Source organism: Nitratireductor sp. XY-223 (assembly GCF_004959855.1).
In the GTDB taxonomy this organism is placed as follows: domain Bacteria; phylum Pseudomonadota; class Alphaproteobacteria; order Rhizobiales; family Rhizobiaceae; genus Hoeflea_A.
This window is the reverse complement of record NZ_SPNT01000002.1, coordinates 773580-787420: the sequence shown is the minus strand read 5'-3', so window position 1 is coordinate 787420 and position 13841 is coordinate 773580. Positions and strand designations below refer to the sequence as shown.

Genomic DNA, 13841 nt, shown 5'->3' with positions numbered 1-13841 from the left:
GTGGTCTCCTAGGATTCGCGCCCGCACCCGGAGCCGCGCTGCTGCACCATGGGAGGACAAAGCCATGTCGCAAAATACCACACCCGCCGTAGACCTCGCCGAGGCCGAAGCTGAAGTCGACCTGCCCGAGATCGGGTCGCGCGAGCGCTACGACGCGATGATGCAGGTGATGCGAAACCGGGTCACGGTGCGCAAATTCGATACTTCGTTCACCGTTCCCGAAGACCATTACGACCTGATCCTGGAGGCCGCCCGGCACGCGCCGTCCGGCGCCAATGCGCAGCCCTGGCACTATGTGATCGTGCGCGACCAGGCCGTCAAGGACGAGATCACCGACTATTTCGTTTCCGAGCAGCGCTTTCGGGCCAAGGCGAAAATGAAGTTTCCGACGCCGGATTATCGCGGCCTGGCGACGGCGCCCGGCTTCATCGTGGTGTGCTCCGACATGCGATGGGTCAACGCCTTTCCGGTGCTGAACGACGACAGCGAACTCGACCGCATGTACAAGGAGAACGCCGAACGCATCCTCCTGCAATCGGTCGCGGCATCGACCATGTCGGCCCATCTGGCCGCCGCGGCGCTCGGCTACAATGTCTGGTGGGTCACCGCGATCGGCCAGGAAAACGCGCAAAAGGCCATGAAGCCGCTCTTGGGAATACCCGAACAGCTCTCGGTGCTCGACATCTTCCTGTTCGGCCCGCCGGCGCAAAAACCCTACAAGCGCTGGCGAAAGCCGCTCGACGAGATCGCCAACCGCGACCGTTTCGATCCGCGCCACTTCATGACCGACGAGGAACTCGACGACTGGATCCGCAACCGCCGCCACCGGGTCATGTACAAGGACGCCTCGAAAATCGATTGACTAGACCGGTCGTCTAGCGCCCGTGCCACGCCCTCAGCGGGTCTTTAACGACCGCCTTGGAGGGCGGAGATACACGGCGCCAAGGATTTGTTAACCCAATGCCGCCAATCGGCGAGGCTGAAAGGCCCCGTTAACCGTTTGGCACGCAATGCGCGGCTAATGTGGCGGCAACCCTGTCTTCGCGTGGAAACGGCCATGACATTCATCTCACCGCCGCTGGTCCGTATGCCGGCGGTCCGCTTCAACTGGGCCCTCGCGGCGGCCATCGCGCTGCATCTTTTGCTCGTGCTGTCCTTTGTCGCCGCCCTTCTGGCGGCCACCGGCCGCGCCGAGGCGCAGGAAATCGCCTGCCGGGGAGACAACCTGGTGGAGGCCCTGGCCCGCGACAATCCGGAGCTTCTTGCCGGAATTCGCGAAAAGGCGGCGGAAATTCCCAATGGAAACAGCCTCCTGTGGCGCATCGAGCGCGACGGGAGCGCACCGTCATGGCTGTTCGGAACCATGCACGCCACCGATCCCCGGGTGCTTGAGATGTCCGAGGCGGCGCGCGCGGCATTCGACAGCGCCGGCACCGTGGTCGTCGAATCGTCGGAGATCACCGATCTCGAGGGTGCCATGGCATCGCTGATGACGGATCCGAGCCTGACCATGCTCGATGCCGGAACGACGCTTCAGAGCCTTCTCGAGGAAGCGGATCTCGCCGAGGTGGAGGCTGTGCTCAAGGAGCGCGGCGTTCCGATCACCTTTGTGTCGCGCATGCAGCCCTGGATGGTCTTCAGCCTCATATCGGTGCCCGAATGCGAACTGGCCCGCCGGGCACAAGGCGTGTCCTTCCTCGACAAGCAACTGGCGGACGACGCGCTGCACGGCGGCAAGACGCTCGCCGGCCTGGAAACGCTGAAGGAACAGCTCTCCGTGCTGTCGGAGCTTCCGCTCGACGTCCAGGCGCAATTGCTGGCCGACACGGCGACGCTGGGCGACCTGCTGGAGGACGTGACGGCGACCATGACGGAACTTTATCTCGACGGCCAGATCGGCATGATCATGCCGCTCGTCGAGGCGACCACCATAGAGTCGGGCGCGGCCGAGACCGGCGCCTACGCGGAATTCGAAAAGAATCTCGTCCTGAAGCGCAACCACACCATGGCCGAACGCGTGCTGCCCATGCTTGAGGAAGGCAACGCGTTCGTCGCCGTGGGAGCGCTGCACCTTCCCGGCGACGAGGGCCTGGTCAAACTGCTGCGCGAGCGCGGATACACCGTCACCGCCGTCCGCTGACGCCGGCGTCCCTACATGTGAATGGGCTTGTCGAAGGCGGCGAGCGCCGCCTCCTTGACCGCTTCCGACATTGTCGGGTGGGCATGGCAGGTGCGGCCGAGATCCTCGGCGCTGCCGCCGAACTCCATCAGGACGGCCGCCTCGTGGATCATCTCGCCGGCGCCGAAGCCGAGGATATGCACGCCGAGCACCCGGTCGTTCGCCTTGTCGGAAAGCACCTTGACGAAACCGTTCGGCTGCAGCATGGCGCGGGCGCGGCCGTTGGCCGAGAACGGGAACTTGCCGACCTTGTAAGCAACGCCCTCCGCCTTGAGCTCCTCTTCCGTCTTGCCGACCGAGGCGACCTCTGGCTGCGTGTAGACGACGCCCGGAATAACGCCGTAGTTCACGTGCCCCGCCTGTCCGGCCATGATCTCGGCGACCGCGACGCCCTCGTCCTCGGCTTTGTGGGCAAGCATCGGCCCTGCGACGACGTCGCCGATAGCGTAGATTCCCGAGATATTGGTGCGGAAATGCTCGTCGATGATCACCCGCCCCGCCTCGTCGACGATCACGCCAGCCCTTTCCAGGCCGAGGCCTTCGGTATAGGGCTTGCGGCCCGTCGCCACCAGCACGACATCGGCGCTGACGGTCTCGGCGTCGCCGCCCTTCACCGGCTCGAACGTCACCTTGGCCGAGCGGCTGGTCGCCTTGACGTCGGTCACCTTGCAGCCGAGCTTGAAGGTCAGCCCCTGCTTGCCGAGCATGCGCTGGAACTGCTTGGAGACCTCGCCGTCCATCGAGCCGAGAATCTTGTCGAGGAACTCGATGACCGTGACTTCCGAGCCGAGCCGGGCCCAGACCGAACCGAGTTCAAGCCCGATGACCCCGCCGCCGACGACAACCAGGTGTTTCGGGACCTTCGGCAATTCCAGCGCACCGGTGGATGAGACGATGATCTTCTCGTCGAATTTCACATCCACGCCGGGTATGCCCGCGACGTCCGACCCCGTGGCGATGACGATGTTCTTCGTGTCGAGTTCGACGCTGTCGCCCTTGCTGTCGGTGACCGAGACCTTGCCCTTGCCGACGATCTTGCCGGTTCCCGTATAGACGTCGATCTTGTTCTTCTTCATCAGGAAAGCGACGCCGTCGACATTCGACTTCACTGTCGCGTCCTTGTGCGCCATCATCTTTTCCAGATTGAGCTTCGGTTTTCCCGTATCGATGCCGAGCTCGGGAAAGGCATGACCGGCCTCCGAGAACATCTCAGAGGCGTGAAGCATTGCCTTGGACGGGATGCAGCCGATATTTAGGCAGGTGCCCCCGAGCGTATCGCGTTTTTCGACGACGGCCGTCTTCAGGCCCAGTTGCGCCGCCTTGATCGCGCACACATAGCCCCCCGGACCGGTCCCGACCACGATGACATCGTATGGTTCAGCCATCAGACTTTCCTTTTCATCCCCGTTTGCCGCCTATTCGAGGCAGGCCAGTAGCGTTAGTTTCTCGATCTCGTCGGCCGGCAACCCGGCCGTCAGGTCCGGCGTCCATTCGTTGAGCGCCGCAGAAAGGCCGTCGAGCTGCAGATAGCCCGCGGCCGGCTGGTCCGCAGCCGGTAGGTCGCCGGTATTGCCGTCCACGTCGACGGTCCGGACCGGGCCTTGCCATATCGTGCAGGCATCGAGTTCGGCGCCGGTTACGTCGCCCTCGGGACAATCGTCAAGGATGACGCCGGCCATGCCGCCTTCTTCCTCCGCCGGATAGACAAACCCGTTGAACCGCCCGTCCCTGCCCTCGACGACCACGCTGAAGCTCAGATCGGCCGATCCGGAAAACTCCAACAGCATGCGCTGGTCCGTCGTCCCGTAACCCGCAAGCGCCTGCGGACAGGTGCGTCCGCTTGTCCCCTCCGTCCAGCCCGGGGCAGCGGTCAGCACGACCGCCGCCAGGACCATCGGTTGGAGGAGAAGGTGGTTCATCTTGCTCTAGAGGTCCAGGACAAGCCGTTCCGGATCCTCCAGGCTTTCCTTGACCCGCACGAGGAACGTCACCGCCTCCTTGCCGTCGACGATCCGGTGATCATAGGAAAGCGCGAGATACATCATCGGCCGGATAACCACCTGGCCGCCGAGCGCGACCGGCCTTTCCTGGATCTTGTGCATGCCCAGGATGCCCGATTGCGGCGCGTTGAGGATCGGCGACGACATCAGCGATCCGTAGACGCCGCCGTTGGAGATGGTGAAGGTGCCGCCCTGCATGTCGGCCATGTTGAGCTCGCCGTTGCGGGCCGCAAGGCCCAGCCGCCCGATTTCCTGTTCGATCCCGGCGATCGACCGCCGGTCCGCGTCGCGCACGACCGGAACCACCAGCCCCTTGTCGGTGCCGACCGCGACGCCGACATGGCAGAAGTTCTTGTAGATGATCTCGGTGCCGTCGATCTCGGCATTGACGGCGGGGATTTCCTTCAGCGCGTGGCACACGGCCTTGGTGAAGAAACCCATGAAACCGAGCTTGACGCCGTGCTTCTTCTCGAACAGTTCCTTGTATTTCTTGCGCAGCTCCATCACCGCGGTCATGTCCACCTCGTTATAGGTGGTCAGCATCGCGGCCGTGTTCTGCGCGTCTTTGAGCCGGCGGGCGATCGTCTGGCGCAGCCGGGTCATCTTGACCCGCTCCTCGCGCGCCTCGTCCTCGCTGCTCGACGGCGCCCGTGCGCTCGCCGGTGCCGGCTCGGCGATCCCCTTGGCCAGGGCGTCGATGACATCGCCCTTCAGAACCTGGCCGCGCTTGCCGCTTCCCGCGACCTGATCGACGGAAATGCTTTTCTCCGCCATCATCTTGGCAGCTGAGGGCGCCGGCGGCATGTCGGTGTCCTTCGGCGCGGCGGGAGCCGGTGCGGGTTCGGCCGGCGTGGCGTTTGCGGCCGGTGCGGCCGCGGCAGCTTCCGCCGGCGCGGCGCTGGCTGCGGGCGCCGCCGCGCCTTCGCCCTCGGCGATCTGACCGAGCAGCGCATCCACTTCGACCGTGTCGCCCTCGTTGGCGACGATTTCCGAAAGCGTGCCGGCGGCGGGCGCCGGCACCTCGATCGTCACCTTGTCGGTTTCCAGTTCGACCAGCGGCTCGTCCGTGGCGATTGCATCGCCGACCTTCTTGAACCAGGTTCCGATCGTCGCCTCGGTAACGGATTCCCCGAGGGTGGGAACGCGAATTTCTGTGGCCATTTTATTCAGTTTCCATTTGTCGTTTCAGGACAGGATTCGAGAGCATTCATCAGCCGAGCGCGTCTTCAAGGAAGGCGTCAAGCTGTGCCTTGTGTTTCGACTGGAGGCCCGTCGCGGGCGACGCGGCGGCCGGCCGGCCGGTGTAGCGCACGCGCTGGTACTTGGCGTCGATATGCGCCAGAACCCATTCCAGATACGGGTCGATGAAGCCCCAGGCACCCATATTTTTGGGCTCTTCCTGGCACCACACCATCTCGGCGTCGCGGAAGCGCGACAATTCGTTGATCAGCGCCTTGGCCGGGAACGGGTAGAGCTGCTCGAGCCGCAGCAGGTAGACGTCGTCCGTGCCGCGCTGCTCCCGCTCCTCGTAAAGATCGTAGTAGACCTTGCCGCTGCACATCACGACGCGCCGGATCTTGTTGTCCTTCTGCAGCTTGATGGCCTGGTCCTTGCGCACCTCGGCATCGTCCCACAAGAGTCGGTGGAAGGAGCTGTCGCCGGCCATTTCGGATAGCTGCGAGATCGCCCGCTTGTGGCGCAGCAGCGATTTCGGGGTCATCAGGATCAGCGGTTTCCTGAAATTGCGCTTCATCTGCCGGCGCAGGATGTGGAAGTAGTTCGCCGGCGTCGTGCAATTCGCCACCTGCATGTTGTCTTCCGCGCACAGCTGCAGGAAACGCTCCAGACGGGCGGAGGAATGCTCGGGCCCCTGGCCCTCGTATCCGTGGGGAAGCAGGCATACGAGGCCCGACATGCGCAGCCATTTGCGCTCGCCCGAGGAGATGAACTGGTCGAAGACCACCTGCGCTCCGTTGGCGAAATCGCCGAACTGCGCCTCCCAGAGCGTCAGCGCGTTCGGTTCGGAAAGCGAATAGCCGTATTCGAACCCGAGCACCGCCTCTTCCGAGAGCATCGAGTTGATCACCTCGTAGAGCGCCTGGCCCTTGCCGAGATTGTTGAGCGGAATGTAGCGCTCCTCGTCCGTCTGGCTGTAAAGCACCGAGTGACGCTGCGAGAAGGTTCCGCGCTCGCAGTCCTGTCCGGACAGGCGCACCGAATGGCCCTCGAGCAGCAGCGAGCCGAAGGCCAGCGCCTCGCCGGTGGCCCAGTCGATGCCGTCGCCGGTATCGATCATCTTGGACCGGTGATCCATGAAGCGCTGGACCGTGCGATGCACGGCAAATCCTTCCGGGACGGTCGACAGCTTGCGCCCCATCTCCTTGAGGTTCTTCACCGTCAGGGCGGTCTTGCCGCGCCGCTGTTCGTCCTGGTTGTCAGCGACCCGCATACCCGACCACACACCGTCCAGCCAGTCGGCCTTGTTGGGCTTGTAGGAATTGCCGGCCTCGAACTCCTGCTCCAGGAAGGCGCGCCAGTCGGCTTTCATCTTTTCGACGTCGCCAAGGCCGAGCAGGCCCTCATTGACCAGCTTCTGCCCGTAGATCTGCAGGGTTGTCTCGTGCGAGCGGATCTTCTTGTACATGATCGGCTGCGTGAACGCCGGCTCGTCGCCCTCGTTGTGGCCGAAGCGGCGGTAGCAGAACATGTCGAGCACCACCGGCTTGTGGAAGGTCATGCGGAATTCGGTGGCCACCTTGGCGGCATAGACCACGGCCTCCGGATCGTCGCCGTTGACGTGGAAGATCGGCGCCTCGATCATCTTGGCGACATCGGACGGGTAGGGCGACGAACGTGAGAAGCGCGGATTGGTGGTGAAGCCGATCTGGTTGTTGACGATGACATGCACCGTGCCGGCGACCCGGTGGCCGCGCAGTCCGGAAAGGCCCAGACATTCGGCAACCACCCCTTGCCCGGCAAAGGCCGCGTCGCCGTGCAGCAGCAGCGGCAGAACCCGCACCCGCTCGCTCAGCGGCACGATCTCTCCGCGCGGATGGCCGGCCAGCAGATCCTGCTTGGCGCGCGCCTTGCCCATGACCACCGGATTGACGATCTCGAGATGCGACGGGTTCGCCGTCAGCGACAGGTGCACCATATTGCCGTCGAATTCGCGGTCCGACGACGTGCCCAGATGGTATTTGACGTCACCGGATCCCTCGACGTCGTCGGGCGTGAAGGAGCCGCCCTTGAACTCGTTGAAGATCGCCCGGTGGGATTTTCCCATGACCTGCGAAAGCACGTTCAGGCGGCCCCGGTGCGACATGCCCAGGACGATTTCCTTGAGGCCCATCTGGCCACCGCGCTTGATGATCTGCTCGAGCGCCGGGATCAGCGACTCGCCGCCGTCGAGGCCGAACCGTTTCGTGCCTTTGTACTTGACGTCGATGAACTGCTCGAAGCCCTCCGCCTCGACCAGTTTCTGCAGGATCGCGATCTTGCCGCGCGGCGTGAACTCGACACCCTTGTCGGGGCCCTCGATGCGTTTCTGGATCCACCCTTTCTCTTCGGGGTTGGAGATATGCATGAACTCCACGCCGATCGTCGAGCAGTAGGTCCGCTTGAGGATGTCAAGCATCTCGTTGATGGTCGCGTATTTGAGGCCGAGCACGTTGTCGAGGAAGATGCGCCGGTCGAAATCGGCTTCCGTGAAGCCGTAATTCTCCGGCGACAGCTCGTTGTAGTCCTCCTTTTCCTCGGCAATGCCGAGCGGATCGAGCTTGGCGTGCAGATGGCCGCGCATGCGGTAGGCGCGGATCATCATGATGGCGCGCACCGAGTCGCGCGTGGCCTGCTGCACCTCGTCATGGGAAAGGACCGTGGCGCCGTTGGCGGATTCGTCCTTTATCCGGGATTCGAAGTGTTGCTCGACGGCACCCCAGTCGCCGTCGAGTGCCGACACCAGCTCGCCGTTCTCTGTGACCGGCCAGTTGTCGCGCTTCCAGGACGCGCCCTGCGCCGCCTTGCGCACATCGTCGGCATCGTCCTTGAGGGCGGCGAAGAAGCTCTGCCACTCTGGCGGCACGGACGATGGATCGTCCTCATACCGCGCGTAGAGTTCCTCGATGTAGGATGCGTTGCTGCCGTAAAGAAATGAAGTTGCCTGGAAGGTTTCGTTGGCTTCCTGTCTTGCCATCTGCCCTTTGCGAGGTATCCCCGCCTCCTTGGTACGTTGCGGCACTGCCGCCCGGCGTTGTGTACCCGTTACGGGTACGGCACGTTTCCACCCAAAGATCAAATATGCAGTGTGGGCCTTTGACTGTGTAGTCCCGCCTTGCATATTCGCCGGCTCCCGCCGCCATTGCGGTTCGGGAACACCGGAATTGCGCCGCTTTCGGCGCTTCGTTAGCCGGACACTTTTGTGTGTTCCGGGCCGTTGAAGGGCGGCACCGCGATGCCGCCCTTCGTCAATCTCAACCGTTCAGCAATCCGACCAGAGTCTTGCCGAGCTGGGCCGGCGATGGCGACACGCGGATGCCCGCCTCCTCCATCGCGGCGATCTTGTCCTCCGCACCGCCCTTGCCGCCGGAAATCACCGCGCCGGCATGGCCCATGGTGCGTCCGGGCGGCGCCGTGCGTCCGGCGATGAAACCGACCGTCGGCTTGGAGCGCCCTTTCTTCGCCTCGTCGGCGAGGAACTGTGCCGCCTCCTCTTCCGCCGAGCCGCCGATTTCGCCGATCATGATGATCGACTTGGTTTCCTCGTCGGCAAGGAACATCTCCAGGACGTCGATGAACTCGGTTCCCTTGACCGGATCGCCGCCGATGCCGACGGCGGTGGTCTGGCCGAGACCCTCGTTCGTGGTCTGGAACACCGCCTCGTAGGTAAGCGTTCCCGACCGGGACACGACGCCCACCGAGCCCTTCTTGAAGATATTGCCCGGCATGATGCCGATCTTGCATTCTTCCGGTGTCAAAACGCCGGGGCAGTTTGGGCCGAGCAGCCGCGAAGAGGATTTCTCCAGCCGCCGCTTGACCTTGACCATGTCGGAGACCGGAATGCCCTCGGTGATGCAGACGATCAGCGGGATCTCCGCGTCGATCGCCTCGATGATCGCCGCCCCGGCGCCGGCCGGCGGAACATAGACCACCGACGCGTCGGCGCCGGTGCGCTCCTTGCCTTCGGCGACGGAGGCGAAGATCGGCAGGTCGACGGTGCCGTCGCCGACGTTGCCGGTCCAGACCTGGCCGCCCTTCTTCGGGTGAATGCCGCCGACCATCTTGGTGCCGTAATAGGCCAGCGCCTGCTCGGTATGGAAGGTGCCGGTCTTTCCGGTCAGGCCCTGGACAAGGACCTTGGTGTCTTTGTTGACGAGAATCGACATGGATCAGGCCCCCTTCACCGCTTTGACGATTTTCTGGGCGGCGTCGTCCAGATCGTCCGCGGCAATGACGTTGAGGCCGCTTTCATTGATGATCCTCTTGCCCTTCTCCACGTTGGTGCCCTCCAGGCGCACCACCAGCGGCACCTTGAGGCCCACTTCCTTGACCGCCGCGACGACGCCCTCGGCGATCGTGTCGCAGCGCATGATGCCGCCGAAGATGTTGACGAGGATGCCCTCGACCGCCGGATCGGCGGTGATGATCTTGAAGGCCGCGGTGACCTTTTCCTTGGAGGCGCCGCCGCCGACATCGAGGAAGTTCGCCGGTTCGGCGCCGTAGAGCTTGATGATGTCCATCGTTGCCATGGCAAGACCGGCGCCGTTGACCATGCAGCCGATATTGCCGTCGAGCGCCACATAGGCGAGATCGAACTTGGAGGCCTCGATTTCCTTCGCATCCTCCTCGGTCGTATCGCGCAGCGCGATGATGTCATCGTGGCGGAAAAGCGCGTTGCCGTCGAAGGAGACCTTGGCGTCGAGAACCCGCAGCCGGCCGTTTTTCATGACGATCAGCGGATTGACCTCGAGAAGGCTCATGTCCTTTTCGACAAAGGCCTTGTAGAGGACCGGAAACAGCGCCATGCCGTCGGTGCGCGCCTCGCCGGAAAGCTCCAGCGCGTCGCAAAGCCGCGCCGCGTCGGCCTCGGTGACGCCCGTATCCGGGTCGATCGGCAGGGTCAGGATCTTGTCCGGCGTCTCTTCCGCAACCGCCTCGATATCGACGCCGCCTTCCGTGGAGACGACGAAGGCCGGGCGGCCGACCGTCCGGTCGACGAGAATGGAGAGATAAAGTTCGCGGTCGATGTCCGCGCCGTCCTCGATATAGAGCCGGTTGACCTGCTTGCCCTGCGCGCCGGTCTGCTTGGTGACCAGCGTGTTGCCGAGCATCTCGGAAGCATGGGAAACGACCTCGTCGGCCGAGCGGGCGAGCCGCACGCCGCCCTGGGCATCGGCCGGCAGTTCCTTGAACTTGCCCTTGCCGCGGCCGCCGGCATGGATCTGGGTCTTGACCACGTAGAGCGGTCCGGGGAGCTTGGCCGCTGCATTTGCCGCCTCGTCGGCGGAGAAGATCGGCACGCCCTCGGCGACCGGTGCGCCAAAGCTCTTCAACAGGGCCTTGGCCTGGTATTCATGAATGTTCATGGATGGAAATCCCGTATTTCCGGCTATTTCAGGTTGGGCGCGATGGCGATGCAGGCCTCGCACAGTCCGGCAACGGCACCGACGGATTTGTCGAATGCATCCTTCTCGGACTTGTTGAGGTCGATCTCGATGACGCGCTCGACGCCGCCGGCGCCGATCACGGTCGGCACGCCCACATACATGTCCTTGACGCCGTACTGGCCGGACAGGTACGCGGCGCAGGGCAGCACCCGCTTCTTGTCCTTCAGGAACGCTTCGGCCATCGAGATCGCCGAAGCCGCCGGCGCGTAGTAGGCCGAGCCGGATTTCAGCAGGCCGACAATCTCGGCGCCGCCGTCGCGCGTGCGCTGGATGATTTCCTCAAGCCGTCCCTTCGACACCCAGCCCATCTTGACGAGGTCGGGCAGCGGTATGCCGGCAACCGTCGAGTAGCGGGCCAGGGGCACCATCGAGTCGCCATGGCCGCCGAGAACGAAGGCGGTGACGTCCTCGACCGAGACATCGAACTCGTCGGCCAGGAAGTGGCGGAAGCGCGAACTGTCGAGGACCCCGGCCATGCCGACGACCATGTTCTTCGGCAGACCGGAGAATTTCTGCAGCGCCCAGACCATCGCGTCGAGCGGGTTGGTGATGCAGATGACGAAGGCGTTCGGCGCGTATTTCTTGATGCCGGCGCCAACCTGTTCCATCACTTTCAGGTTGATGCCGAGGAGGTCGTCGCGGCTCATGCCCGGCTTGCGCGGCACACCGGCGGTCACGATGCAGACATTGGCGCCCTCGATCGCGGCGTAGTCATTGGCGCCCGTCAGTTCGGCGTCGAAGCCGTCCACCGGCCCGGATTGGGCGATATCGAGGCCCTTGCCCTGTGGTATGCCCTCTGCGATATCGAACAGGACGACATCGCCCAGTTCCTTCAACGCCGCCAGATGGGCGAGCGTGCCGCCGATCATGCCTGAGCCGATTAATGCGATTTTGTTTCGCGCCATAAAATGACACCTCCGAGATCCGTTTGTCCCCGCGGCAGGCTGCGTCAGCATGCCGCAAACCGGAAAGTTGATTAGACTCCCAGATCGATTTTGGCAACTCAAACTTTCGATATAAGAAAATTCAAACGGTTAGATGCACAAACTCTTACGTAAACGTAAGAGTTTTCGAGGTGCTTTCACATCTGGTTGAGCAAAGTCAGGCGCTTTCGGCGACGTCGGTGACCGCCCGGCTGGCGGCAAGATAGTCGGCGCTCTGCATTTCGAAGAGCCGGGACGCCGTCCTGGCGAACTCGAAACTCTCGGCCCCGCGCTTGCCGACGTACAGATCCTCCGGCGCGGCGGCGGCGGAAACGATCAGCCTCGTGCCCGCATCGTAGAGCATGTCGACGAGATTGATGAAGCGCTTGGCCTCGTTTCGCCGGTCCTCGTCCATGATCGGGACATTTTCCAGAAACACCGTGTGATAGCGATGCGCGATGATGTGGTAGTCGCTCGCCGCGAGCGGCCGCGCGCACAGCTCGTCGAAGGTGAAACGGGCAATACCGCCGGCCTCCAGCGGCACCTCGATCTCGCGGCCCTTGACGCTGATCGTGTGCGGATGAGCGATGTGGCCGACGGTCATTTCGCGCCACGCCTTGGCCATTTCAATCTTCGTCGCGTCGTTGATCGGCGTCAGGTAAACCGGCAGCTGCTTCAGCTTCTCCAGCCGGTAGTCGGTCCGCGCATCGAGGTTGAAGACGTCGACCCGCGACTTCAGGAGATCGATGAAAGGCAGGAAGAGCTGCCGGTTCAATCCGTTGTGGTAGAGGTCGTCCGGCTCCACATTGGAGGTCGCAACAAGGACGCAGCCGCGCTGGAAGAGCTGTTCGAAGAGCCGCGACAGGATCATCGCGTCGGCGATGTCGGTGACCGAGAACTCGTCGAAACACAGGACCCACGCCTCGGCGATAAGCTGGGACGCCACCGGCGGAATCGGATCCTCCTGCTTCGTCTCGCCGCGCTTGAGCGCCTGGCGGTGCGCGTAGATCCGCTCATGCACATCGGCCATGAAATCGTGGAAGTGCACCCGCCTTTTCCGCTGCGCGACGATCAGCTCGTAGAAAAGGTCCATGAGCATCGTCTTGCCGCGACCGACGGCGCCGTGGATGTAAAGTCCCCGGATGGGGGGAAGCTTCTTGTGCCGCCGCGCGAAAAGCCAGCCGAGATGGCTGGACTTGCTGGTCAGCCGCCGCTCGCCGATTTCCGAAAGCACCCGGTCAAGGGCCTTTGCCAGCGACTCCTGCGCAACGTCGCTCTCGATTTCACCGCTGTCGACCAGCGCGCCATAGCGCTCGGAGACGGTGATCCGGTCGGCGATGCTCATAGGGAAGTGTCCACGCGCACGGTGCGGTTTTCGCAGCTTACCTGTTGAGGCTGATCGGCTGGCCTGCCGCCGTCGTTCCGTCAAACCGCTGTTCGCCGGACTTGTAGAGTGCCGCGAACTGGTTGCCGGACGAGTCGTTGAGGATCACCTGCTTGCCCTGCACGTCCCAGGCCGAGATCAGGGCCGCCTGGTCGTTGCAGCCGCGTGAGGCGGCGCGATAGCCGCCGGTCCACTTGGTCAGCGCCAGGAAGACATCGCAGCTGTTGCCGCCGGTCGAGATCGTCCAGCGGCCGACCATCGAATCGCGGGTCACCTCCGGTGCATTCGCGGCAACGGCCTGCAGTTCCTGCTCGCTCGGACCCTGCGTTGTCGGCGCGTCCGGGAAATCGCTTTGCCCGGCCGGTGGCAGCTGCCCGCTCTGGATATCGCCGACCGGAGCCGGAGACAGGGGCGACGGCTGCCCGAACCCGCCGCCGAAACCGGTTCTTTGGCATCCCGCCACAGCGACCGTCGCACACAGCGCGATCACGACTATTCCATTCCGCATCAATTCATCCCCACATGCAAAACCCGGGAATCACCCTTGCCCCATATGTCAACACCTATATCGGGTTGACGGGATTCAATACACAAAGATGGCAAAATTTGTATTAAATTTGCACAAATCTTCCTACGCCGCAAAACCGGCAACGGATCATCGCGCCGATTCCGGGCCGGTTTCTCGCGGGGCCG

The 13841-nt window shown here is 63.5% G+C and carries 11 protein-coding genes; 2 read left to right on the top strand and 9 right to left on the bottom strand.

The annotated features are described in order from the left end of the window. The first annotated feature begins 64 nt into the window (after nt 1–64). Nucleotides 65–862: a nitroreductase family protein gene (locus E4M07_RS10315; RefSeq protein WP_136658214.1), complete on the top strand. Its 798-nt coding sequence runs from the start codon at nt 65–67 to the stop codon at nt 860–862. Nucleotides 863–1057: 195 nt separating this feature from the next. After that, nucleotides 1058–2140, top strand: coding sequence for a TraB/GumN family protein (locus E4M07_RS10310; RefSeq protein ID WP_169054158.1), 1083 nt, complete (start codon nt 1058–1060; stop codon nt 2138–2140). 11 nt (nt 2141–2151) lie between these two features. On the opposite strand, the gene lpdA is transcribed toward E4M07_RS10310, so the two are convergent. From lpdA to E4M07_RS10265, 9 genes are all read right to left on the bottom strand, one after another. Then, entirely contained in the window at nt 2152–3564 is a 1413-nt protein-coding gene (lpdA, locus tag E4M07_RS10305; protein ID WP_136658212.1) for a dihydrolipoyl dehydrogenase, read from the bottom strand. 30 nt (nt 3565–3594) lie between these two features. Then, nucleotides 3595–4098: a hypothetical protein gene (locus E4M07_RS10300; RefSeq protein WP_136658211.1), complete on the bottom strand. Its 504-nt coding sequence runs from the start codon at nt 4096–4098 to the stop codon at nt 3595–3597. 6 nt (nt 4099–4104) lie between these two features. After that, entirely contained in the window at nt 4105–5340 is a 1236-nt protein-coding gene (gene odhB, locus E4M07_RS10295; protein ID WP_136658210.1) for a 2-oxoglutarate dehydrogenase complex dihydrolipoyllysine-residue succinyltransferase, read from the bottom strand. A 49-nt stretch (nt 5341–5389) separates the two neighbouring features. Next, a complete protein-coding gene (locus E4M07_RS10290; RefSeq protein WP_136658209.1) occupies nt 5390–8371 on the bottom strand; it encodes a 2-oxoglutarate dehydrogenase E1 component in 2982 nt (993 codons plus the stop codon). Nucleotides 8372–8648: 277 nt separating this feature from the next. Next, nucleotides 8649–9560, bottom strand: a complete 912-nt coding sequence (gene sucD, locus E4M07_RS10285) for a succinate--CoA ligase subunit alpha (protein ID WP_136658208.1) — start codon at nt 9558–9560, stop codon at nt 8649–8651. Between the two features lie 3 nt (nt 9561–9563). Next, nucleotides 9564–10760, bottom strand: a complete 1197-nt coding sequence (gene sucC, locus E4M07_RS10280) for an ADP-forming succinate--CoA ligase subunit beta (RefSeq protein ID WP_136658207.1) — start codon at nt 10758–10760, stop codon at nt 9564–9566. Nucleotides 10761–10783: 23 nt separating this feature from the next. Next, a complete protein-coding gene (gene mdh, locus E4M07_RS10275; RefSeq protein ID WP_136658206.1) occupies nt 10784–11746 on the bottom strand; it encodes a malate dehydrogenase in 963 nt (320 codons plus the stop codon). Nucleotides 11747–11942: 196 nt separating this feature from the next. Continuing rightward, a complete protein-coding gene (zapE, locus tag E4M07_RS10270) occupies nt 11943–13109 on the bottom strand; it encodes a cell division protein ZapE (RefSeq protein ID WP_136658205.1) in 1167 nt (388 codons plus the stop codon). 37 nt (nt 13110–13146) lie between these two features. Beyond that, the gene (locus tag E4M07_RS10265; protein WP_136658204.1) at nt 13147–13656 is read right to left on the bottom strand and encodes a protease inhibitor Inh/omp19 family protein; all 510 of its coding nucleotides are present in this window, start codon (nt 13654–13656) and stop codon (nt 13147–13149) included. Between the last annotated feature and the right edge of the window lie 185 nt (nt 13657–13841).

Coding starts and splice junctions, on each gene's coding strand:
- E4M07_RS10310 (WP_169054158.1), top strand. CDS start 1,058: ATGACATTCATCTCACCGCCGCTGGTCCGTATGCCGGCGGTCCGCTTC.
- odhB (WP_136658210.1), bottom strand. CDS start 5,340: ATGGCCACAGAAATTCGCGTTCCCACCCTCGGGGAATCCGTTACCGAG.
- E4M07_RS10315 (WP_136658214.1), top strand. CDS start 65: ATGTCGCAAAATACCACACCCGCCGTAGACCTCGCCGAGGCCGAAGCT.
- zapE (WP_136658205.1), bottom strand. CDS start 13,109: ATGAGCATCGCCGACCGGATCACCGTCTCCGAGCGCTATGGCGCGCTG.
- sucC (WP_136658207.1), bottom strand. CDS start 10,760: ATGAACATTCATGAATACCAGGCCAAGGCCCTGTTGAAGAGCTTTGGC.
- mdh (WP_136658206.1), bottom strand. CDS start 11,746: ATGGCGCGAAACAAAATCGCATTAATCGGCTCAGGCATGATCGGCGGC.
- lpdA (WP_136658212.1), bottom strand. CDS start 3,564: ATGGCTGAACCATACGATGTCATCGTGGTCGGGACCGGTCCGGGGGGC.
- E4M07_RS10300 (WP_136658211.1), bottom strand. CDS start 4,098: ATGAACCACCTTCTCCTCCAACCGATGGTCCTGGCGGCGGTCGTGCTG.
- E4M07_RS10290 (WP_136658209.1), bottom strand. CDS start 8,371: ATGGCAAGACAGGAAGCCAACGAAACCTTCCAGGCAACTTCATTTCTT.
- sucD (WP_136658208.1), bottom strand. CDS start 9,560: ATGTCGATTCTCGTCAACAAAGACACCAAGGTCCTTGTCCAGGGCCTG.
- E4M07_RS10265 (WP_136658204.1), bottom strand. CDS start 13,656: ATGCGGAATGGAATAGTCGTGATCGCGCTGTGTGCGACGGTCGCTGTG.